Source organism: Sulfitobacter sp., assembly GCF_041552635.1.
Classification (GTDB): Bacteria; Pseudomonadota; Alphaproteobacteria; order Rhodobacterales; family Rhodobacteraceae; genus Sulfitobacter.
Genome location: NZ_JBFEKM010000068.1, coordinates 1 through 20,255 on the forward strand (window position 1 = coordinate 1; position 20,255 = coordinate 20,255).

Sequence of the window (20,255 nt, forward strand, 5' to 3'; positions counted from 1 at the left end):
GGGCGGCATTTCTGGTCTGAGCGAACTGTTGGCACGCCTACCGTTTATCCTGCCAACAAGTGACACCGGCGTGCGGATCGGCTTTGATGCCCTGACCGAGCGGCTTGGCATCCGGCCGCAGATCGCAGCCGAGGTCGAGGACATGGCAATGATGCGCCTACTTGCGCGTGAAGGCGTCGGCCTTGCCGTGCTGCCACCCATCGTCGTTCAAGACGAATTAAGCACCGGCAAGCTGGTCGAAGCAGATCGTCTGCAAGGTATTGGCGAAACCTTCTTTGCTGTGACACTATCGCGTCGTTTCCCAAACACCATTCTCTCGGAATTGCTCAAAGATCGGACGTTGTAGCCTCACTTGAGATTTCTGGAGTGTGGGCCTAGCGAAACCCCAGTTTTCACATACGTTTTTGACGCGCAGAACATGCGTCATCCAGTTGCGACCTACACACACAGCGACCCGAGTTCACCGCTTGTGTTCCCCAATCTATGCAAGAGATTGCCATTCGTTCTATTGACGAGCTCCATTCAAAAATAGAGATCTCTTATTTTCTCTAATGTAAGTCCAAGCTATAAAACGGCTTGTTTTTTGCCCCTGTGCCATCTCGATCACCTTAAAATCAGCAACTTTAGCATTTTTCAGAATTCTATAAAGTGGCTGAAGGTTATCCTTTTTCGAGACCAACGAGCTAAACCACAGGCACTGGTCGGCGAATTCCATGCTCTGTTTAACCATGGTGGCGATAAACTTTATCTCGCCACCCGGACACCAAAGTTCGGCGTTTTGCCCCCCGAAATTGAGTTTTCTTGAATGTCCCTTACCAAGGTTAGCCCACTTTCGCTGGGTACCTTTATTGGCTTTTTCAAGGGAAGCATGGAAAGGCGGGTTGCACAGGGTGATGTGAAAAACATCGCTGGGTTCGATCACGCCTCTAAAGATATTCTCACGTATATTTTGTTGTCTGAGCGTGATTTTCAGCTTGTTGAATTGGCAAATCTGCTGAGCCGATTTGATCGCAGTCGGGTCGATATCGACGCCAGTGAAATCCCAGCCATATTCACTCTGGCCCGTAAGGGGGTACACCAAGCTAGCACCGGTGCCTATGTCTAACGCTTTGATTTGAGGCCCACGCGGGACTTCTTGATTGTTGCTGCAGGCAAGCAAGTCCGCCAGATAATGGATGTAGTCGACACGACCGGGAATTGGAGGGCACAGGTAGTTGTCAGGAATATCCCAAAAACCAATATCGTAATACGTCTTTAGCAAGGCCCGGTTAAGCATACGGACCGCCGACACGTCTTGAAAATCAATCGTCGTATGACCGACAGGATTGCGGATCGTAAACGCCTCAAGCTCAGGTGAATCCGCCACTAAACGTACAAAATCGTAACCTTCTCTGTGTTGATTACGGGGGTGCAGATTAGTTTTGGTAGCCATGGTGACGCCTTCATTAAAGTTGGTGGAAGGAACTAGCCAAACCGTTCGTGAACTTAAGCCCTTATGCGGAAATAGTAAAATTGTTAAGGTTTCGCAGAGAAGCGGCAGAGTGGGAGTATTCGAAACTCTGTGCCTGAGGCTTTGAACAGGGCAGTCAACGGCCGTGAACCAAGGATACGATGCCTGTCACGTCGTACGGTGTTCAAGAGACTTGATTGCGGGGGGAAAACGGGGTCAAAATTATAACTAAGGCATCATTTATTTAGAAATAAGAAAACCAAGACAATAGCTTGCAAGGAAATGGCATGGCGAAAACGATTGTACACACGGTGAAGAAGGGCGAAAACCTTGACAAGATCGCCCGTTTCTATGGGATCAAATCTTTCGTTACGATTTACAAAGACCCCGTGAACACCAAGTTTCGAAAAACGCGGCCAAACCCTGACAAGATCCAACCGGGCGACCAGATCATCATTCCAGACTATGCTTTGACGCCGGACAAACGCAAGGACCTCAAGACCCTCATTGCGACGGTCGAGGCGCGGATCAAGAACCTTGAGCAGGCCAAGAAAGAGCAGATCAATACAACCGCCTCATTGTCTGGGGAAATCAAAAAAGGGAAGAAAGATTTCAAGAAAACGGGCGATGCCGTAGATGCTGCGGCGCTTGTTCTTACCATCCTTAATTCGTTGGCCAAGATCACCGTAACCGGTTCTAAAATGGGCGCGATGAAAGCCACCGAAGTGGCCAAAGCCAACAAGGATATCATCAAGGAAGTGGTCGGAATGAATGTTTCGGCGATTGAACCTGCTTTGCAGGCCGGAGCTAAATCAATGTCGACCAGCGCGACAAAGGCGGTCGGTGTCTTGGGCGTCTTGGGGGATAGCTTTTTCAAGATGACCAGCCCCTCGTTCTGGGGCAAGACCTTTATCAAGGCCCGCGACGAGGGGATGTTCAAGAAGATTGCGAGCGGAAAACTTGGTGATGGTTGGGATGCGTGGGAAAAGGCCGTGACCTGGGACCCGCTCAAGGAATTCGACAAGATGGTCAGCGACATGCAATCCCAGTCGGATCGCATCATCAAAGTGATGGATGAACAGCTGACCGAAGCCAACGCCGTTTTGAGCCAGTTGAAAAAAGTTGCCTCGATTTAGGCGGCTTGCTTTCGCGAACGCGTTGCGCTGGATCGATATAGGCTCAGACGCAGATTTCGCCGCTCAGATCGACAACCGTGCGGCATGCGAGCCACGCTCGCGGTAGGGGGTTGTGTCATAATGCGCGCGGTAGCACTTTGAAAAATGCGACGGCGAGGCAAAACCACAGGCGAGCGCCACATTGATCACGCTCATGTCGGTTTGCATCAGCAGGTTGCGGGCCTTTTGCAGACGCAGTTCCATGTAATACCGCTTGGGGCTACGGTTCAGATAGCGGCGGAACAGACGCTCAAGCTGGCGGGTTGACATGCCGACAAAGCGGGCCAGCGATGACGGGCTGATCGGTTCTTCGATGTTGGCTTCCATCATCTGGATGACCTGGCTCAGCTTGGGGTGGCGCACGCCGATCCGTGTCGGCACAGACAAACGCTGCGTGTCCTGATCTGTCCGGATCGAGCTGTAAATCAGCTGATCTGCAACCGCATTGGCCAGTTCTTCGCCGAAATCGTCAGCAATCAGCTTTAGCATCAGGTCAATCGACGATGTTCCGCCTGCCGTCGTCATGCGGTTGCCATCGACGACAAACACCGATTTGGTCAGATTGACCTCTTCGAATTCCTCGGAAAAGCTATCTTGGTTTTCCCAATGGATCGTCGCTTTCTTGCCGTCCAGCAGACCTGCCTTGGCCAGCGTATAGGCCGCCGTGCACAAGCCACCGACCATAATGCCCTTGCGTGCCTCGCGGCGCAGCCAGCCCAGAAGCTTTTTGGTCGTGGCGGCCTGAACGTCAATGCCACTGCAGACGATTACCGTATCGTCACGCCGCAATTCGTCCAGATCATCATCCAGCGTAAATTCGGCCCCCGCAGAACACCGTACCCTTGCACCGCCTTCACCGATCAGCCGCCAAGCATAGGCTTCGCGCTCCTCCATCCGGTTCGCGATACGCAGGCATTCCACCGCCGACGCAAAGCTGAGCATGGTAAAGTTTTCGAGCAATACAAAAACAAACATACGCGGCTTGTTCTCGTCCAAAGGGACGCGTGTGGCAGGACGGTGCTCTGACATCGCTTTACCTTTCATAGGGATATCTTGCGACTAGCTTGGCATGAAGTTTTCAAAACCTGACGGAAACCTTGCTCACGGGGCAGGGTCAAGGTCAATAGGATGAATTTCAGTTCTGGTCACTCGACCTAGGCTTTTGTATACCACAGGTTCAAATCTTTGCGCCACCTTTGGGTGCAATGCGTAGTTCGGAGAGACAAAATGACCGATTGGACCAAATCAAGCTGGCGCGACAAACCGCGGATCCAGATGCCCGACTATCCAGATCAGGACGCGTTGCACGCGGTCGAAGCAGAGCTGTCTCGGTATCCGTTGTTGGTCTTTGCCGGAGAAGCGCGGCGGCTGAAAAAGCATCTGGCGGCTGCGGGCAGGGGCGAAGCGTTCTTGCTTCAGGGCGGCGATTGCGCAGAAAGCTTTGAGCAGTTCAGCAGTGACATGATCCGCGACACGTTCAAGGTCATGCTGCAAATGGCAATCGTTTTGACCCATGGTGCCAAGGTGCCTGTGATCAAGCTGGGGCGCATGGCGGGCCAGTTTGCCAAGCCGCGTTCGGCCCCGACAGAGGTGATCGACGGTGTGGAACTGCCCAGCTACCGTGGTGACATCATCAACGAACTGGCCTTCACGCCAGAGGCGCGGATTCCCGACCCAAAGAAGATGTTGCGCGCCTACACGCAGGCAGCGGCAACGCTGAACCTGATCCGTGCCTTTTCAACTGGCGGTTATGCAGATGTGCATCAGGTCCACGGCTGGACCTTGGGCTTTACCGAAAGCGAAAAGGCCGAAAAATACCGCGAGATTGCCAACCGGATTTCCGACACGCTGGATTTCATGGCGGCTGCGGGCGTCACGTCGGAAACGGCGCATACCCTGCAATCGGTGGAATATTATACCAGCCACGAATCGCTTTTGCTGGAATACGAAGAAGCCCTTTGCCGTCAGGACAGCCAAACCGGCAAATGGCTGGCGGGCTCTGGCCACATGATCTGGATCGGGGACCGCACACGTCAGCCGGACGGGGCGCATGTGGAATTCGCCCGCGGTGTGCAAAACCCCATCGGTCTGAAATGTGGCCCGACCATGACCAGCGACGACCTGAAGCAGTTGATGAAAACGCTGAACCCGCAAAACGAAGAAGGTCGTTTGACCCTGATCGCACGGTTTGGTGCCGGAAATGTGGGCGACCACCTGCCGCGCTTGATCAAGACCGTGCAGGAAGAAGGGGCCAACGTGGTTTGGACCTGTGATGCGATGCATGGCAACACGATCAAATCCTCAAGCGGCTATAAAACGCGGCCTTTCGATTCTGTTCTGCGCGAAGTGCGTGAATTCTTTGCCGTTCACGCAGCCGAAGGTACTGTGCCCGGTGGCGTTCATTTCGAGATGACCGGCCAAGATGTGACCGAATGCACGGGTGGGGTGCGCGCGGTCCAAGACGAAGATCTGTCCGACCGTTATCACACTGCCTGCGATCCGCGCCTCAACGCAAGCCAGTCGCTTGAACTGGCATTCCTTGTCGCAGAGGAACTTTCGGGTCGCCGGACGGCGCATCAGGCCAAAGCTGCCGTTTAAATCGCTAATCCAAAAAGAAAAGCCGCGCGAACCCTTGGGTCTGCGCGGCTTTTTGTCGGGAACTGTTGGTCAGGCGTCTAGGCTTGCCGGTGTCTTTCAGTCTTCTTATTTCACCAAACGCAGATAGTGTGGACGATGCTTTTTCGTGGCTGCGTCATATTCCTTGGCTGGTTCGGCAAAGCCCTTTTGCGGTGCCGGTTCAGTCGACACGTCAATGGTTTTGTTCATTTTATCTGCAACCGACGTGATCTGCATGCGCTGTATATCAAAGCGGCACGGCGTATCTGTCATGTCCCCTTGGGCCATAAGGCAGCCCAACATGCGGCTGGTGTCGCCCATATCGCTTTTCAACGGCAACAGGACCATCCGCGCATTCAGATCGCCGACATCGCTTTTCAGGGTCAGCATGGCGGTTGCAGGCATCTCAAAGACTTCCTCCATCATGTCGCTGAATTGGCGGCGTGAGGACGGCGTCATGAACGCCGTGATCGGCATCCCGCGCACTTCCATGCCCATCAAATCGCTCAAATGGCTGCCCGCGATCCGCAGACGGGCCACGCCGGGGGCAACACGTTCTAGGATAAAGGCGAATTCCAGCGCGTTTTCGATACCACGCGGGTCAATGTCCGACCGCTTGGGCAACAATTGGTCGCCGCGCAGCGCATCCCAATAGGCCTCGACCTGCGATAGGATGGCAAAACTTTGATCTGGGTTGTAATCTGTCATGCTTACAACATTCTGTTCATTTTTTGTTAAGTTGTCCATCTACCTGCGCTGCCCTTATCAATAATCTGTCTGCGTCAGACAGAAGCTAAAATACGTTCGCGTGGGTTCGCCCACTTACCGGCACATTCTTGCCTTGATTGGTCTTGTTGAGTTCATATCGAGTTCTTATCAAATTTGCAGAGAAAATGAATCATGTGGTTAATCTCTTCGTAAGGGCTTTGCAGTAAGCTTCATAGGCTTTCGACTTGCCCCAAATGATGGTTTGGCCTTAAAGCCTGACCCATTAGCACATCTTAGGGGATAAATCCATGATACGTTCGATGACGGGTTTTACCTCTGCCAGTGGTGCGTTGGTGCCGCATTCTTGGGGGTGGGAACTGCGATCGGTCAACGGCAAGGGGTTGGATCTGCGCTTGCGTGTGCCCGATTGGGTCGACGGGCTCGAGGTCGGTTTGCGCAGCGCGCTTGGCGCGGAAATTGCGCGGGGCAACGTAACCTGCAATCTGCGCATCACCAGAGATGAGACCGCCGGCAGCCTTGCTGTTAACGAAGCGCAGCTTGAAACCGTGCTGAATGCGCTGCACCAGATCGAAGCGCGCGCAATGGATGCGGGCGTGTCACTGGCCCCGTCCAAAGCAACCGATATCGTAACCATGCGCGGCGTGCTCGAACAGGCGACGACGGTCGATGACGTCGAAGCGCTTGCCGCAACGCTGTTGGCAGAGTTTCCTGCCGTGCTTGCCGATTTCAACGCGATGCGCACCCGCGAGGGCGCTGCCTTGACCCAAGTGATGATGACGCAACTGGCCGAGGTTGAAGCCCTGACCGCACAAGCCGCCGCGTTGGCCGAGGCGCGCAAAGCCGAGATGGCCACAACGCTTCAGCGCAATCTTGCACGGGTGCTGGACAATAGCGAAGGCGTTGATGCGGACCGCTTGGCGCAGGAACTTGCACTGATTGCCGTGAAATCAGACATTACCGAAGAAATCGACCGGTTGGTTGCGCATGTCGCCGCCGCACGCGATCTGTTGGGGCAGGGTGGCGCGGTCGTGCGCAAGCTGGATTTCCTGATGCAGGAATTCAACCGCGAGGCCAATACATTGTGCGCAAAGGCACAAAACACAGACCTTACGCGGGTCGGGCTGGCCTTAAAGGCCGTGATCGACCAGATGCGTGAACAAGTACAGAATGTGGAGTAACCCATGAGCGACCGCCGCGGCCTTTTGATCATCCTCAGCTCGCCCTCGGGGGCGGGAAAATCTACCCTAGCGCGCAAACTGCGCGACTGGGATGCATCGCTGCAATTTTCGGTATCCGCCACCACCCGCGCCCCGCGTGTGGGCGAGGTCGACGGCAAGGATTACTTTTTCACCGACGAAGACAAGTTCCGCACCATGGTCAATGACGGCGAGATGTTGGAACACGCGCGGGTCTTTGGCAATTATTACGGCTCCCCCAAAGGGCCGGTGCAAAAATCTATCGACAACGGGCGTGACGTGTTGTTCGACGTGGATTGGCAGGGTGCCCAGCAGATCAGCAATTCAGCTTTGAAGCAGCATGTGTTGTCGATCTTTATCCTGCCGCCCTCGATCAAGGAACTGCGACGCAGGTTGGAAACACGCGGGCAGGACGACCCTGAAACCATCGCCTTGCGCATGGAGAAAAGCTGGGACGAGATCAGCCATTGGGATGGCTACCACTATGTTTTGATCAACGATGATCTGGTCGACACTGAAGCGCGGTTGAAATCAATCATCACCGCAGAACGTTTGCGCCTTTCCCAGCAGCCCAATCTGGTAGACCATGTCCGCACACTGCAAGCCGAATTCGAGGAAACGAAATGACCCTTTACGCCCTGGCCGATATCGCCCCCACCATAGACCCGGATGCATGGGTTGCACCGGATGCCAATGTGATTGGCAATGTCGTCCTAGAGGCCGGATCGTCGGTATGGTTCGGCTGCACCTTGCGCGGGGATAACGAGGTGATTCATGTGGGAAAAGGCAGCAATGTGCAGGAAAACTGCGTTTTCCATACGGACCCCGGTTGCCCGCTGACGATTGGCGAAAACTGCACGATCGGCCACAAGGTCATGCTGCATGGCTGTACGATCGGGGATAATTCGCTGATCGGGATGGGGGCCACCGTGCTGAACGGGGCCAAGATCGGCAAGAATTGCCTGATCGGCGCAGGCGCGCTGATTACCGAAAACAAGGTGATCCCGGACGGATCGCTGGTGATGGGCGCGCCGGGCAAGGTCGTGCGCGAACTGGATGCTGCGGCGATTGCAGGGCTGACCGCAAGCGCCCAACACTATCAGGAAAACGCGCGCCGGTTTCGCACCGATCTAAAGCCGATTTAAGTCATGGTGCTTAGGCCACATTTGCCCAACCTATTGGCGGCCCTGCCTTTGCCGACACTGGCCGTTGACCGGGAGGAAAGGATCGTGGCGATGAACGCTGCCGCCGAAACCCTAGTCGGCAAAGGCGCGCTGGAACGGCACTATATCAACGTGCTGCGCCAGCCCACATTGGTCGATGCTGTCGAGCTGTGCCAGAAAGACGACAACCCCCGCGAGGCGCTTTTTCTGGCCAATGACGGCACCAATGATATCACGTATCAGGTCCATGTGCGCAAAGTCGTGGGCATGGATTATGTCTTGCTCAGCTTTCAGGACATTACCCAAGTGACCAAAGCCAGTCAGGTCCGCCGGGATTTTGTTGCCAATGTCAGCCATGAACTGCGCACACCTTTGACTGCATTGATGGGATTTATCGAAACCCTGCGCGGCCCTGCGCGCGATGATCCGGCCGCGCGCGACCGCTTTCTGGGCATTATGACAGGCGAGGCAGAGCGCATGAACCGGCTGGTCGGAGATTTGCTGTCGCTGTCGCGTGTGGAATCCGATGAACGGGTGCGCCCCACCGACAAGGTCGATCTGCGCTATGTCTTGCAATCAACGCTGCGCAACCTGAACCCGCTTGCGGTCGAGGCCGATGTAACCCTGACCCCGCGCATCGGAGAGGACCCCTTGCCGTTGACTGGCGATACGGACCAGCTGATGCAGGTCTTTACCAACCTGATCGAGAACGCGATCAAATACGGCGGTACTGACAAGTCGGTCGAGATCGACGTTGAAACCACCCTGCGCGATCCGTCTTTGCGCGGGCCTGCGGTGCGTATCACGATCACAGACCACGGCCCCGGCATTGATCCGTTGCATTTGCCGCGCCTGACCGAACGATTCTACCGTGCCGATGATCACCGCAGCCGCGCCTTGGGGGGCACAGGGCTGGGGTTGGCAATTGTGAAACATATCCTCAACAGACACCGCGGCAGGCTGAAAATCACCAGTACGCTGGGGCATGGCGCGCAATTTGCAGTTATTTTGCCCCTTGATATGGCTGAAAACCGCTAGGAAAATATGGTTTTTTGGACGCTGTCATAAAACTGTAATACAACTGTCACAAAACACCAATCAAGCAGCCCTAGTGCTAGCCCCAAGATCACCATGGGGGTGATCAGAAATTCCAAGCTGACAGGAGACATCATGTCGCTCGTTAAACTCACCACATCCGCCCTTGCCATTTCGGCCGTCTGCGCCACTGCTGCCGTTGCCCGTGATCAGGTACAGGTTGCCGGTTCTTCCACAGTATTGCCTTACGCATCCATCGTTGCCGAAGCGTTCGGTGAAAACTTTGACTTCCCGACGCCTGTTGTTGAATCCGGTGGTTCTTCGGCTGGTTTGAAGCGCTTTTGCGAAGGTGTGGGCGAAAACACCATCGACGTCGCGAACGCCTCGCGCAAGATCAAGTCTTCGGAACTGGAAGTCTGTGCCGCAAACGGTGTGACCGACATTATCGAAGTGCAAATCGGCTATGACGGCATCGTATTTGCGTCCGACATCAACGGCAACACCTTCGAATTCACCCCCGAAGACTGGTACAAAGCACTGAGCGCTGAAATCGTCGTAGACGGTGCGATCGTAGCGAACCCCAACAAAAACTGGAACGACGTCAACGCCAGCTTTCCTGACCAGCCGATCCAAGCCTATATCCCCGGCACCAAGCACGGCACCCGTGAAGTTTTCGAGGAAAAAGTGATCTTGGCCGGGTGTGAATCCACCGGTGATTTCGAAGCCTTCAAAGCCGCCAATGGCGACGACAAGAAAGCCGCAGAAAAAGCCTGCATCGGATTGCGCACTGATGGCGCGTCGGTCGATATCGACGGCGATTACACCGAAACACTGGCCCGTATCGAAAGCAACAAGGACGGTATCGGCGTGTTTGGTCTGGCCTTCTATGAGAACAACACAGACAAGCTGAGCGTTGCCACCATGTCCGGTGTTGAACCCACAGTCGAAACAATTTCGACAGGTGACTACCCTGTGTCGCGCCCGTTGTTCTTTTACGTCAAGCAAGCCCACATCGGTGTGATCCCGGGCCTGAAGGAATATTCTGAATTCTTCGTTGCTGATGAAATCGCTGGTCCCGATGGCCCCTTGGCAGAATATGGTCTGGTGTCCGATCCAGAACTGGCCAAGGTTCAGGACACCGTCGCCAACGAGACCGTAATGGGCAACGGTTCCTAAGCTCTTTAATTTGCCCCGGAGGACGGTTATGCGTTCTTCGGGGCATCTGCTGCTGACTGCCACAGAGTAAACGACCATATTCTAAAAGACGACAAGCCCTTGTTGCAGGGGCATGACTGGGGGCCTCTTGTGGGTAATTTTCTGAATGTGGCACCGACCACGCTACTGGTGATTGTGGTTCTTGTATTGACTGCTTTGGCCTATGTGATGGCGCGCAGCCGGGCCATGGCCGCGGCCGATGGTGATGCGCGCAAACTACATTCCTTACCAAGTTATTATGGCTATAACGCCGCGATGCTGACTGCGATACCGGCGCTTTTTGTGCTGGTCGTCTGGTTGCTGGTTCAACCGGTACTGATCCAGAACGCAGTCATTGATATGATCCCCCAAGACGCCGTGAGCGAAGGTTCATCGGTCAATCTTGTGATGAGTGATGTGCGCCGCGTTGCCAATGGCTTGACCACGGCTGTTGACGCAGGCGCGCTTAGCGCTGATGCCGCACGTGACCTGTCGGCTGCCGATACGGATGTGCGCGGGTTGTTGGCCGACAACGGCGTGGCACTTGGGTCTGATGTCAGCGCTGATGTGCTGGCCGCTGCACAGCGATACCGCAGCATGCAAGCGACGGGGCAATGGCTGATGATCGCCACAATCGCCGTCATTGCCCTAGGGGGCGCGTTCATTGCGTTGCGTGCCACCACGGTTGATTTCCGCGCCCGCAATATGGTTGAGCGCTTTGTGCTGGGGTTGCTGATCATTGCCGCGTCTCTGGCCATTCTGACCACGGTGGGCATCGTGTTCTCGATGCTGTTTGAATCGATCAACTTCTTTAAACTGCACCCTTGGCAGGATTTCTTTCTGGGTGACACATGGGCCCCCAACTTTCGCGGCGACAGCGATCTGTCGATCCTGCCGCTGCTATGGGGGACGCTGTATATTTCGATCATCGCCCTGCTGGTGGCCGTGCCCATCGGCCTGTTCGCCGCGATCTACCTTTCGGAATATGCCAACAGCAAGGTCCGTGCCGGTGCGAAACCGCTGCTCGAGATCCTCGCCGGTATTCCCACGATCGTCTACGGCCTGTTCGCCCTGCTGACCGTCGGGCCGTTTCTGGTCGATCTGTTCGGGCGTGGCGACGATGGCATTCTGGGTGTCGACTGGATGAGCGGGGCAACCTCGGTTCTGACGGCCGGGCTGGTCATGGGGATCATGTTGATCCCCTTCGTTTCATCGCTGAGTGACGATATCATCAACGCCGTTCCACAATCCCTGCGCGACGGGTCGTTCGGTCTTGGCGCGACCCATTCTGAAACCATCCGCCAAGTCGTGCTGCCCGCCGCACTGCCCGGCATCGTCGGGGCCATCCTGCTGGCTGCCAGCCGGGCCATCGGCGAAACCATGATCGTCGTGCTTGGGGCAGGGGCCATCGCCCGCATATCTCCAAACCCGCTTGAGGCAATGACCACCATCACCACCCGCATCGTCAGCCAGCTGACCGGCGATACCGACTTTGCCAGCCCTGAAACTCTTGTGGCCTTTGCCCTTGGCCTGACACTGTTCGTGTTGACGCTGGGGCTGAATGTTCTGGCGCTTTATATCGTGCGCAAATACCGGGAGCAGTACGAATGACCGACCGCCCAGACCACACAACCCCGAAACATTCACTGCTGCGTCAGGACGCACGCACGGTGAAACGCAACCGGGCCGAGACGCGGTTCAAGGCGTACGGGATCGCCGCGATTGCAGTCGGCCTGCTGATGCTTGTGATCTTGCTGACAACCATCATCGGACGTGGAACGGGTGCATTTCAGCAAACATTCCTCACGCTTGATGTGCAACTGCTTGAGGCCAAGCTGGATAAAAAAGGCAACCGCGATCTTGAGGACATCAAGAAAGTATCGACCTTTGGCTATGCGCCCCTCATGGCGGCAGCGCTTGAAAAGAAGGTCGCCGATACCGGGATCGAAACAGCGCTAAAGCCCAAGGATATGGCCGCGATCCTGTCCAAAGATGCTGCGGCGCAACTGCGGGACTTTGTTTTAGATAACACCGATTTGATCGGCACATCTGTGGAATTCCGGTTTCTGACCAACAGCCGGGTGGATGGATACCTCAAGGGGCGCGTGACGCGCGAAAGCATCGCCAACGACAAGAGCATCAACGCTGAGCAGCTTGATCTGGTTGATGCGCTGATTGCAGACGGGTCGCTGGAAAAACGGTTTAATCTTGCGTTCATCACCGGTGCCGACGCATCCGACGCCCGCCCCGAAGCCGCCGGAATGGGTGTGTCGATGATGGGATCGCTGTTCATGATGCTGGTGGTGCTGGCGCTGGCGCTGCCCATCGGGGTCGCTGCATCGATCTATCTGGAAGAATTCGCGCCGACGAACTGGATCACCGACATCATCGAGGTGAATATTTCCAACCTTGCCGCGGTGCCGTCGATTGTGTTCGGTATTCTTGGTCTGGCGGTGTTCATCAACTATATGCACCTGCCGAACTCGGCCCCCTTGGTCGGTGGTTTGGTGCTGACGCTGATGACCTTGCCCACGATCATCATCTCGACCCGCGCGTCGTTGAAATCTGTGCCGCCCAGCATCCGCGATGCGGCATTGGGGGTCGGGGCGTCAAAAATGCAGTCGGTGTTCCACCACGTGCTGCCCTTGGCCGCGCCCGGCATCCTGACCGGTACCATCATTGGTCTGGCACAAGCACTGGGCGAAACAGCCCCGCTTTTGCTGATCGGGATGGTGGGTTTTATCGCCTCGAACCCGCCCGACGGGATCGCATCCGGCCTGCTGGACCCGAATTCGGCCATGCCCGCACAGATCTATGAATGGGCGAAACGCGCCGACCCGGCGTTCTATGAACGCGCTTGGGGCGGCATCATCATCTTGCTGGTGTTCCTCATCACCATGAACGCAATTGCTGTCATGCTGCGCCGCCGGTTCGAAAGACGCTGGTAAGCAGGGAGGCCAAGGCAATGAGAGATAACGTAATATCGGAGATCGACGTGACCACAAACAAGATCAAAATAGCGGCCCGCGACGTGCAAGTTTATTATGGCGATACCCATGCCATCAAGGACGTGTCGGTCGATATTCAGGACAAGACGGTTACAGCATTCATCGGTCCATCAGGCTGCGGCAAGTCCACATTCTTGCGCTGTATCAACAGGATGAACGACACGATTGATATTTGCCGCGTGCAGGGCGACATCCTGATCGACGGCGAAGACATCTATGACAGCAAGGTCGATCCGGTGCAGCTGCGCGCCAAGGTGGGGATGGTCTTCCAAAAGCCGAACCCGTTCCCCAAGTCGATCTATGACAACGTCGCTTACGGTCCGCGCATCCACGGTCTGGCCCGCAACAAGGCTGAACTGGACGATATCGTGGAACGCGCGCTGAAACGCGGTGCGATCTGGAACGAGGTCAAAGACCGCCTGCAAGCGCCCGGCACCGGCCTGTCCGGCGGCCAACAGCAGCGTTTGTGCATTGCCCGCGCCGTAGCGACAGAACCCGAGGTGTTGCTGATGGATGAACCTTGTTCCGCGCTTGACCCGATTGCCACAGCGCAGGTCGAAGAACTGATCGACGAGCTGCGCCAAAGCTATGCGGTGGTGATCGTGACCCATTCGATGCAGCAGGCCGCGCGGGTCAGCCAGAAAACAGCGTTTTTCCACTTGGGGAATCTTGTGGAATACGGCGAAACCGACAAGATCTTCACCTCGCCCGAGGACCCTCGGACGGAAAGCTATATCACGGGACGGATTGGATAATATCATGCAAGAACAACACATTGCCTCTGCCTTTGATCGCGACCTAGAGGCTGTTCAGGCGCAGATCATGAAAATGGGCGGGATGGTAGAAGACGCCATTCGGCTTGCATCACAATCGTTGGAAACCCGCGACGAAGAACTGGCCGCACAGGTGCGGGCAGGGGACAAGGCCATTGATGCGCTCGAAGAGCTAATCAACGAACGTGCCGCACGTATCATCGCCTTGCGCGCGCCCACAGCGATTGATCTGCGGCTGATCCTGAGTGTGATCAAGATCAGCGCCAGCCTGGAACGTATTGGTGATTATGCAAAAAACATGGCCAAGCGTAATTCTGTTCTGGCACAACTGCCCGAAGTGAAAGACAGCACCGGGGCGATCCGGCGCATGTGCAAGACTGTCGAATCCATGCTGAAAGACGCGCTTGATTGCTATGTTCAACGCGATGTGGATCTGGCGATGGACGTGATTGCCCGCGATGAAGACGTGGACCAGATGTATAACGCGCTGTTCCGTGAATTCCTGACCTTCATGATGGAAGACCCGCGCAACATCACATCCTGTATGCACCTGCATTTTATCGCGAAAAACGTGGAACGCATGGGTGATCTGGTCACATCAATCGCGGAACAGGTCGTGTATCTGGTGACAGGGACCCAACCGGACGAGGATCGGCCCAAGGCAGATGACACCTCGACCAAGCTAAAAGGTTAAGCAATGTCTGCGGATCAGCCTCAAATACTGCTGGTTGAAGATGAACCAGCACAGCGCGAAGTTCTGGCCTATAACCTTGAATCCGAAGGCTATGACGTGCGCCGCGCCGAAAATGGCGAAGAAGCGATGCTGCTGGTCGCCGAGGCGCTGCCAGACCTTGTGATCCTTGATTGGATGATGCCGCTGCTGAGCGGGATCGAGGTTTGTCGCCAGCTGAAAACCCGCGATGACACCCGCAATATTCCAGTGATCATGCTGTCTGCGCGGTCAGAAGAGGTGGATGCGGTGCGTGGGTTGGAAACCGGGGCCGACGACTATGTGGTCAAACCCTATTCCATGCGAGAGTTGATGGCCCGTGTAAAGACCCAGCTGCGCCGAGTGCGACCTGCGGCAACAGGGGGGCAGCTTAGCTATCAGGACATCACGCTGGACCCCGAAAGCCACCGCGTCAACCGCGCTACCCAAGAGCTGAAGCTGGGCCCGACGGAATACCGCCTGCTGGTCACTTTGTTGGAACGTCCCGGCCGCGTTTTCAGCCGGGATCAACTGCTGGATCACGTTTGGGGGCGCGATATATTCGTGGATACGCGAACCGTTGATGTCCACATTGCGCGTCTGCGCAAAGCGCTGACACACCATGGCGGAGATGATCCCATCAGAACGGTCCGCGGTGCAGGTTATGCATTAGGGTAGGGCGCTTACCCTTTGAAAGATATCACTTTTTGCGCTTGATCCCCGATGCCTGAAATGCCCAACTCGACAACATCGCCGGGCTGCAAATAGACAGGCGGCTTAAATCCCATACCGACACCGGGGGGCGTTCCCGTTGCAATGACGTCGCCAGGCAGTAAGGTCATGAAGCGGCTCAGAAACGAGATGATCTCGGCTACGGTAAACACCATCGTGCTTGTGTTGCCGGTCTGACGCCGCGTGCCGTTCACATCCAGCCACAGGTCCAAATTCTGCGGGTCAGGTACTTCGTCCTTTGTCACCAACCAAGGGCCGATAGGCGCAAAGCTGTCGCAGGACTTGCCCTTGACCCATTGCCCGCCAAATTCGATCTGGAAGGCGCGTTCGGACACGTCGTTGAAGGTGGCATAGCCAGCCACATGGGACAGCGCGTCAGCCTCGGAGACGTGTTGCGCCTTGGTGCCGATGATCACGGCCAGCTCGACCTCCCAATCGGTTTTTTCGGATGCTTTGGGAATGATGATAGGTTCATTTGCGCCAGTCGCCGCACAGAGCTTGGCGAACAGGATCGGGTGATCCGGCACAGGCATCCCAGCCTCGGCGGCATGATCAGAGTAGTTCAAGCCAATGCACAGAATCCGGCGGATGTCGTTCAGCACGGGGGCATATTCGCCGTCGATCTTCGGCAATGTAGCTGCGTCAATGCCACGCAGCGCATCAAGGGCATCCGGGGCCATGCTGGACAGTTCAAGATCCGTGATATGCTGCGACAAATCACGAGGCTGGCCATCAGCGTCAAGTATTGCGGGATAAGTGCCGGAGGATGTCTTGATACGACAAAGTTTCATCGAAAGTCCTTTGATCAGATACGTCGCCGCACGCTGGCCGGAATTCGCAAGATGGTCAATACATTCGGATTATATCCTGCTGACCATCAGTTTTCCTGCAATAACCAAGCCGACAGGGATTGGCATGTGCCCGGCAGGCAGTTGATCAGGAGTTCCTATAATCAACATTATGTAATTAAATGATCTGTATGTGATCACTGCGCTTCTGGCACGAAAGCTTTGATATTACTTATAAATGTCTCTTTTATCGGTTGCAGCTTTTCCGGTGAGATAAGCGAGCTGTTCACAAAGATGACGTTGTGTTGCGTTGGCATGTATTCACTGTCACGCAGAAACGGGAAAAAGCCCACGTCGGCGAATTGCTGGGCGACGTGTTTGACGGTCTTTTGACTTTCAAACAGTTCAACACTTTCAACCTCGGCCATAGCGAAAAGGCATTTGGGCAGTGCCTTATGGGCCCCGTCCAATAGATGGCTCAGCGCACCTTCGACGTCGATCCACAAGGCTGGTCGCGCATCGGCCAGCGACGGCAGATAGGCTTTGAACGCAGGATCATGTTCCAGATCGTCAAATGTGATGCCGGGCACTTCGACCTTTTTGGTGCGGCCAAAACCAAGATTGCGCAGGATAGAATTCGACGTCTTGGTGTGGCCGCGTTTGCGGTCCTGATCGGAGTCGCTGAGCACCAGATTAAGCGGCCCCGTCTGATCGGTCAGCGCATAGTTCATATATAAAACGCCTACATCTTTGGCCATGGGACCAAACTTGGAAAAATTGAACGGGTTTGCCTCGATTGCGACGGCTTTGCGGCCTGCTTTGGCTTTGACAAAACGTTTTGATGTGGCCGCACGGTGCGCACCGAGTTCAAGGATGCACGAGACATCTTCTAGAGCGATCAGTTCATGAAAGACGCGCACAAGTTCCTGATTTGAGAACTGTTGAAATTCACGCCCGTGTTGATTGACCATCGGGCCCTGAAATTCAATTTGTTCTGCTTCAAATACTTGGTAATCCATGCAATCTTCGTTCCCTGTCTTTACGTCGCGCCCTGTCGTGGCATAGTCCAAATTGAAAATCTATCTAAAATAATGCGAAATCACCTCGATGCAGTATGTTCAACCAAAGGGAATTTACGATGGCCGCTCTAAAACTTTCTTCTGCTGATATGGTTCAAGCGGCACGCGCGCGGATCAGGGAAATCGAAACCCCCGATCTGATTGCAATGCTTGATGATCCTGACGTTGTTGTTGTTGATCTGCGCGACATTCGTGAACGCCAGCGCAGCGGTTATATCCCCGGCAGTTTTCATGCGCCGCGTGGGATGATTGAATTCTGGGTCGACCCTGACAGCCCATATTTCAAAGAGATATTTGGCGAAGACAAGACATTCGTCTTTCACTGCGCTTCGGGGTGGCGATCGGCGATTACAACGGCGACACTACAAGATATGGGGTTCGAGGCCGCGCATCTGCGCGAAGGATTTTCGACATGGGAAAAACAAGGTGGTCCGGTCGAATTCCCTGAAAAGAAAGACTAAACAACGCCAAGGCCCGGCGTTGGGTCCGTTTCAATTGAAAAAGGCAACTGCATGACTTCGATCCTGATCCTGAATGGTCCCAACCTCAACTTGCTCGGCACCCGCCAGCCAGAGGTGTATGGATCGACGACCTTGGCCGATGTGGAGGCGATGTGCCGCGCGCATGCGACTGCGTTTGATCTAAGCTTTGAGCAGTCCAACCATGAGGGCGCGTTGATTGATCATATCCACGCGGCCAAGGGCGTTCATGCCGGAATTATCCTGAACGCCGGGGCCTATACCCATACATCGATCGCTTTGATGGATGCGATTGCGTCGGTGGAATTGCCGGTGATCGAGGTTCACCTAAGCAATATTCACGCGCGCGAAACGTTCCGGCACAAGTCCTATATCGCACCGGTCGCTGTCGGCCAAATCTGTGGCTTTGGCGCGCAAAGCTATCTTTTGGCAATTGATGCTCTAAAGGGGCATTTATCCAAGTAAATTCAGAAATTTAACCGACATTCCTAATCTAGAAAACACAAAAAGGGCGAGGATGCATCAGCACCCTCGCCCTTTTTTCAACAGTAGATAAAGACTTAGCCTTTGGCTGCTTTTGCAACTTCGGCTGCGAAGTCTTCTTTGACAACTTCAATGCCTTCGCCAACTTCCAAACGTACGAAACCTGTGATGGTTGCGCCGGCTTCTTTTGCTGCGGCACCAACGGTCAGATCAGGGTTCACAACGAAGGCTTGGTTCAGCAATGTCACTTCGGACATGTACTTTTGCATACGGCCAACGATCATCTTTTCGATCACGGCGTCAGGCTTGCCGGATTCGCGCGCGATATCCATCTGAACCTGCTTTTCCTTCTCGACCACGGCCGGGTCCAGATCAGCTTCGGACAAGGCGGCAGGGTTTACAGCTGCGATGTGCATCGCGATCTGCTTGCCAAGCGCTTCGTCGCCGCCGGTCATGGCGACCAGAACGCCGATTTTGCCCATGCCGGGTGCAGCTGCGTTGTGCACGTAGGACACAACCAGATCACCGTCGATGGATTGCATGCGGCGCACGGACATGTTTTCGCCGATTGTCGCGATTGCGTCGGTGATGACGGTCGAAACGGGCTTGCCGCCCATGTCAGCGGCGTTCAGTGCGTCAACATCGGATACAGTCACGGCCACATCGGCGATGCCGGATACCATTTTCTGGAAGTCAGAGTTCTTGCCGACAAAATCGGTTTCGGAGTTAACTTCGACTGCAACGCCGTGGCCACCGTCAACCTTGACCGCGACCAGACCTTCTGCTGCGGTACGGCCGGATTTCTTGGCCGCTTTGGCCAGACCTTTGGTCCGCAGCCAGTCAACGGCGGCTTCCATGTCGCCGTCTGTTTCAGTCAACGCCTTCTTGGCGTCCATCATGCCTGCGCCGGTGGAATCGCGCAGTTCTTTGACCATGGATGCTGTGATTGCCATCGCTTTGGTTCTCCTTGAATTGGGATGACGCAAGGCGCAGTTACCTGCCCTTATGTCTCTGGAATGTATGGGGTTATGGCGGGCCGGGGCGATCCCCCTGCCCGCCAAAAAGCGGTATCGCTTAGGACTTTGCCGCGTCGACAGTTTCCTGCTTGGATTCGATATCCAGCGGGGCATCTGCGCTCATTGCGTCGTTGGAAACAGTCTCGGTCGAGGCTGCGCCGACTTCAACGCCACCGTCGATCAGGGCTTCTTCTTCGGGGGCTTCTTCCATTGCACCGATGTCAACACCGGCAGCACCCAGCTGGGCGGACATACCGTCAAGTGCGGCGCGCGCGGCCAGATCGCAATACAGGCTGATTGCGCGTGCAGCGTCGTCGTTGCCTGGGATGATATAGTCGATGCCATCTGGTGGGCAGTTGGTGTCAACGACCGCAACAACCGGAATACCCAGTTTGTTGGCTTCGGCGACGGCCAGCGCTTCTTTTTTGACGTCGATGACAAAGATCAGATCAGGGCGACCGCCCATTTCACGGATACCGCCCAGCGATGCTTCCAGTTTGAACTGGTCACGCTCCATTCCAAGACGCTCTTTCTTGGTCAGGCCGGCAAAGCCGCGCTCGGACTGTTCGTCGATGGATTTCAGACGCTGGATCGACTTGGAAACAGTCTGCCAGTTGGTCAATGTGCCAC

General features: G+C 55.3%; 22 protein-coding genes. 15 read left to right on the plus strand and 7 right to left on the minus strand.

Translation table 11 applies throughout. From position 1 onward, the window contains the following. Nucleotides 1-346, plus strand: a 346-nt coding sequence (locus ABYT07_RS09860) for a substrate-binding domain-containing protein (protein ID WP_372991265.1), incomplete at its 5' end; no start/stop codon positions are given. Between the two features lie 159 nt (nt 347-505). Here the strand turns inward: ABYT07_RS09860 and rlmF are convergent. Further along, nucleotides 506-1,432, minus strand: a complete 927-nt coding sequence (gene rlmF, locus ABYT07_RS09865) for a 23S rRNA (adenine(1618)-N(6))-methyltransferase RlmF (RefSeq protein WP_372991266.1) — start codon at nt 1,430-1,432, stop codon at nt 506-508. Between the two features lie 305 nt (nt 1,433-1,737). Here rlmF and ABYT07_RS09870 point away from each other — a divergent pair, with 305 nt between their 5' ends. After that, the gene (locus tag ABYT07_RS09870; protein ID WP_372991267.1) at nt 1,738-2,586 is read left to right on the plus strand and encodes a LysM peptidoglycan-binding domain-containing protein; all 849 of its coding nucleotides are present in this window, start codon (nt 1,738-1,740) and stop codon (nt 2,584-2,586) included. 63 nt (nt 2,587-2,649) lie between these two features. Here the strand turns inward: ABYT07_RS09870 and ABYT07_RS09875 are convergent, their stop codons facing one another. After that, on the minus strand, nt 2,650-3,654 hold the full coding sequence (locus ABYT07_RS09875; protein ID WP_372991292.1) for a GlxA family transcriptional regulator: 1,005 nt from the start codon (nt 3,652-3,654) through the stop codon (nt 2,650-2,652). A gap of 198 nt (nt 3,655-3,852) precedes the next feature. Here ABYT07_RS09875 and ABYT07_RS09880 point away from each other — a divergent pair, with 198 nt between their 5' ends. Next, nucleotides 3,853-5,223: a class II 3-deoxy-7-phosphoheptulonate synthase gene (locus tag ABYT07_RS09880; RefSeq protein ID WP_372991269.1), complete on the plus strand. Its 1,371-nt coding sequence runs from the start codon at nt 3,853-3,855 to the stop codon at nt 5,221-5,223. 105 nt (nt 5,224-5,328) lie between these two features. Here the strand turns inward: ABYT07_RS09880 and ABYT07_RS09885 are convergent, their stop codons facing one another. Beyond that, nucleotides 5,329-5,949 carry a PAS domain-containing protein gene (locus ABYT07_RS09885; RefSeq protein WP_372991270.1) on the minus strand — a complete coding sequence of 207 codons (621 nt, stop codon included), beginning with the start codon at nt 5,947-5,949 and terminating at the stop codon, nt 5,329-5,331. Between the two features lie 308 nt (nt 5,950-6,257). Here ABYT07_RS09885 and ABYT07_RS09890 point away from each other — a divergent pair, with 308 nt between their 5' ends. From ABYT07_RS09890 to phoB, 10 genes are all read left to right on the plus strand, one after another. Beyond that, entirely contained in the window at nt 6,258-7,148 is an 891-nt protein-coding gene (locus ABYT07_RS09890) for a YicC/YloC family endoribonuclease (protein WP_372991271.1), read from the plus strand. A 3-nt stretch (nt 7,149-7,151) separates the two neighbouring features. Continuing rightward, entirely contained in the window at nt 7,152-7,793 is a 642-nt protein-coding gene (gmk, locus tag ABYT07_RS09895; RefSeq protein WP_372991273.1) for a guanylate kinase, read from the plus strand. Continuing rightward, nucleotides 7,790-8,311: a gamma carbonic anhydrase family protein gene (locus ABYT07_RS09900; RefSeq protein ID WP_372991274.1), complete on the plus strand. Its 522-nt coding sequence runs from the start codon at nt 7,790-7,792 to the stop codon at nt 8,309-8,311. Before gmk ends, ABYT07_RS09900 begins: the two co-directional genes overlap by 4 nt. Nucleotides 8,312-8,314: 3 nt before the next feature. After that, nucleotides 8,315-9,367: an ATP-binding protein gene (locus ABYT07_RS09905; RefSeq protein WP_372991275.1), complete on the plus strand. Its 1,053-nt coding sequence runs from the start codon at nt 8,315-8,317 to the stop codon at nt 9,365-9,367. Between the two features lie 132 nt (nt 9,368-9,499). Further along, the gene (locus ABYT07_RS09910; RefSeq protein WP_372991277.1) at nt 9,500-10,540 is read left to right on the plus strand and encodes a substrate-binding domain-containing protein; all 1,041 of its coding nucleotides are present in this window, start codon (nt 9,500-9,502) and stop codon (nt 10,538-10,540) included. Nucleotides 10,541-10,669: 129 nt separating this feature from the next. Beyond that, complete coding sequence (gene pstC, locus ABYT07_RS09915; RefSeq protein ID WP_372991278.1) at nt 10,670-12,169, plus strand: phosphate ABC transporter permease subunit PstC; 1,500 nt, start codon at nt 10,670-10,672, stop codon at nt 12,167-12,169. Further along, entirely contained in the window at nt 12,166-13,506 is a 1,341-nt protein-coding gene (gene pstA / locus ABYT07_RS09920; protein WP_372991279.1) for a phosphate ABC transporter permease PstA, read from the plus strand. Before pstC ends, pstA begins: the two co-directional genes overlap by 4 nt. A 17-nt stretch (nt 13,507-13,523) precedes the next feature. Next, nucleotides 13,524-14,321, plus strand: a complete 798-nt coding sequence (gene pstB, locus ABYT07_RS09925; protein ID WP_372991280.1) for a phosphate ABC transporter ATP-binding protein PstB — start codon at nt 13,524-13,526, stop codon at nt 14,319-14,321. A gap of 4 nt (nt 14,322-14,325) precedes the next feature. Beyond that, nucleotides 14,326-15,033, plus strand: a complete 708-nt coding sequence (gene phoU, locus ABYT07_RS09930) for a phosphate signaling complex protein PhoU (protein ID WP_372991282.1) — start codon at nt 14,326-14,328, stop codon at nt 15,031-15,033. 3 nt (nt 15,034-15,036) lie between these two features. Further along, nucleotides 15,037-15,726 carry a phosphate regulon transcriptional regulator PhoB gene (gene phoB / locus ABYT07_RS09935; RefSeq protein WP_372991283.1) on the plus strand — a complete coding sequence of 230 codons (690 nt, stop codon included), beginning with the start codon at nt 15,037-15,039 and terminating at the stop codon, nt 15,724-15,726. 5 nt (nt 15,727-15,731) lie between these two features. Here the strand turns inward: phoB and ABYT07_RS09940 are convergent, their stop codons facing one another. Continuing rightward, a complete protein-coding gene (locus ABYT07_RS09940) occupies nt 15,732-16,571 on the minus strand; it encodes a fumarylacetoacetate hydrolase family protein (RefSeq protein WP_372991284.1) in 840 nt (279 codons plus the stop codon). A gap of 194 nt (nt 16,572-16,765) precedes the next feature. Then, a complete protein-coding gene (locus ABYT07_RS09945) occupies nt 16,766-17,587 on the minus strand; it encodes an FkbM family methyltransferase (RefSeq protein ID WP_372991285.1) in 822 nt (273 codons plus the stop codon). Between the two features lie 119 nt (nt 17,588-17,706). On the opposite strand from ABYT07_RS09945, the gene ABYT07_RS09950 reads away from it, so the two are divergent. After that, nucleotides 17,707-18,108, plus strand: a complete 402-nt coding sequence (locus tag ABYT07_RS09950) for a rhodanese-like domain-containing protein (RefSeq protein WP_372991287.1) — start codon at nt 17,707-17,709, stop codon at nt 18,106-18,108. A gap of 51 nt (nt 18,109-18,159) precedes the next feature. Then, on the plus strand, nt 18,160-18,591 hold the full coding sequence (aroQ, locus tag ABYT07_RS09955) for a type II 3-dehydroquinate dehydratase (RefSeq protein ID WP_372991288.1): 432 nt from the start codon (nt 18,160-18,162) through the stop codon (nt 18,589-18,591). 95 nt (nt 18,592-18,686) lie between these two features. On the opposite strand, the gene tsf is transcribed toward aroQ, so the two are convergent. Next, complete coding sequence (gene tsf, locus ABYT07_RS09960) at nt 18,687-19,562, minus strand: translation elongation factor Ts (protein ID WP_372991290.1); 876 nt, start codon at nt 19,560-19,562, stop codon at nt 18,687-18,689. A gap of 121 nt (nt 19,563-19,683) precedes the next feature. Next, nucleotides 19,684-20,255 (minus strand): 30S ribosomal protein S2 (rpsB, locus tag ABYT07_RS09965; protein WP_372991291.1); only part of this gene is annotated, 572 nt, incomplete at its 5' end.

What these genes read in the sequence shown, in the direction of transcription:
- rlmF (WP_372991266.1), bottom strand. Translation starts at nt 1,432, where the DNA reads ATGGCTACCAAAACTAATCTGCACCCCCGTAATCAACACAGAGAAGGT.
- ABYT07_RS09870 (WP_372991267.1), top strand. Translation starts at nt 1,738, where the DNA reads ATGGCGAAAACGATTGTACACACGGTGAAGAAGGGCGAAAACCTTGAC.
- ABYT07_RS09875 (WP_372991292.1), bottom strand. Translation starts at nt 3,654, where the DNA reads ATGTCAGAGCACCGTCCTGCCACACGCGTCCCTTTGGACGAGAACAAG.
- ABYT07_RS09880 (WP_372991269.1), top strand. Translation starts at nt 3,853, where the DNA reads ATGACCGATTGGACCAAATCAAGCTGGCGCGACAAACCGCGGATCCAG.
- ABYT07_RS09885 (WP_372991270.1), bottom strand. Translation starts at nt 5,949, where the DNA reads ATGACAGATTACAACCCAGATCAAAGTTTTGCCATCCTATCGCAGGTC.
- ABYT07_RS09890 (WP_372991271.1), top strand. Translation starts at nt 6,258, where the DNA reads ATGATACGTTCGATGACGGGTTTTACCTCTGCCAGTGGTGCGTTGGTG.
- gmk (WP_372991273.1), top strand. Translation starts at nt 7,152, where the DNA reads ATGAGCGACCGCCGCGGCCTTTTGATCATCCTCAGCTCGCCCTCGGGG.
- ABYT07_RS09900 (WP_372991274.1), top strand. Translation starts at nt 7,790, where the DNA reads ATGACCCTTTACGCCCTGGCCGATATCGCCCCCACCATAGACCCGGAT.
- ABYT07_RS09905 (WP_372991275.1), top strand. Translation starts at nt 8,315, where the DNA reads ATGGTGCTTAGGCCACATTTGCCCAACCTATTGGCGGCCCTGCCTTTG.
- ABYT07_RS09910 (WP_372991277.1), top strand. Translation starts at nt 9,500, where the DNA reads ATGTCGCTCGTTAAACTCACCACATCCGCCCTTGCCATTTCGGCCGTC.
- pstA (WP_372991279.1), top strand. Translation starts at nt 12,166, where the DNA reads ATGACCGACCGCCCAGACCACACAACCCCGAAACATTCACTGCTGCGT.
- pstB (WP_372991280.1), top strand. Translation starts at nt 13,524, where the DNA reads ATGAGAGATAACGTAATATCGGAGATCGACGTGACCACAAACAAGATC.
- phoU (WP_372991282.1), top strand. Translation starts at nt 14,326, where the DNA reads ATGCAAGAACAACACATTGCCTCTGCCTTTGATCGCGACCTAGAGGCT.
- phoB (WP_372991283.1), top strand. Translation starts at nt 15,037, where the DNA reads ATGTCTGCGGATCAGCCTCAAATACTGCTGGTTGAAGATGAACCAGCA.
- ABYT07_RS09940 (WP_372991284.1), bottom strand. Translation starts at nt 16,571, where the DNA reads ATGAAACTTTGTCGTATCAAGACATCCTCCGGCACTTATCCCGCAATA.
- ABYT07_RS09945 (WP_372991285.1), bottom strand. Translation starts at nt 17,587, where the DNA reads ATGGATTACCAAGTATTTGAAGCAGAACAAATTGAATTTCAGGGCCCG.
- ABYT07_RS09950 (WP_372991287.1), top strand. Translation starts at nt 17,707, where the DNA reads ATGGCCGCTCTAAAACTTTCTTCTGCTGATATGGTTCAAGCGGCACGC.
- aroQ (WP_372991288.1), top strand. Translation starts at nt 18,160, where the DNA reads ATGACTTCGATCCTGATCCTGAATGGTCCCAACCTCAACTTGCTCGGC.
- tsf (WP_372991290.1), bottom strand. Translation starts at nt 19,562, where the DNA reads ATGGCAATCACAGCATCCATGGTCAAAGAACTGCGCGATTCCACCGGC.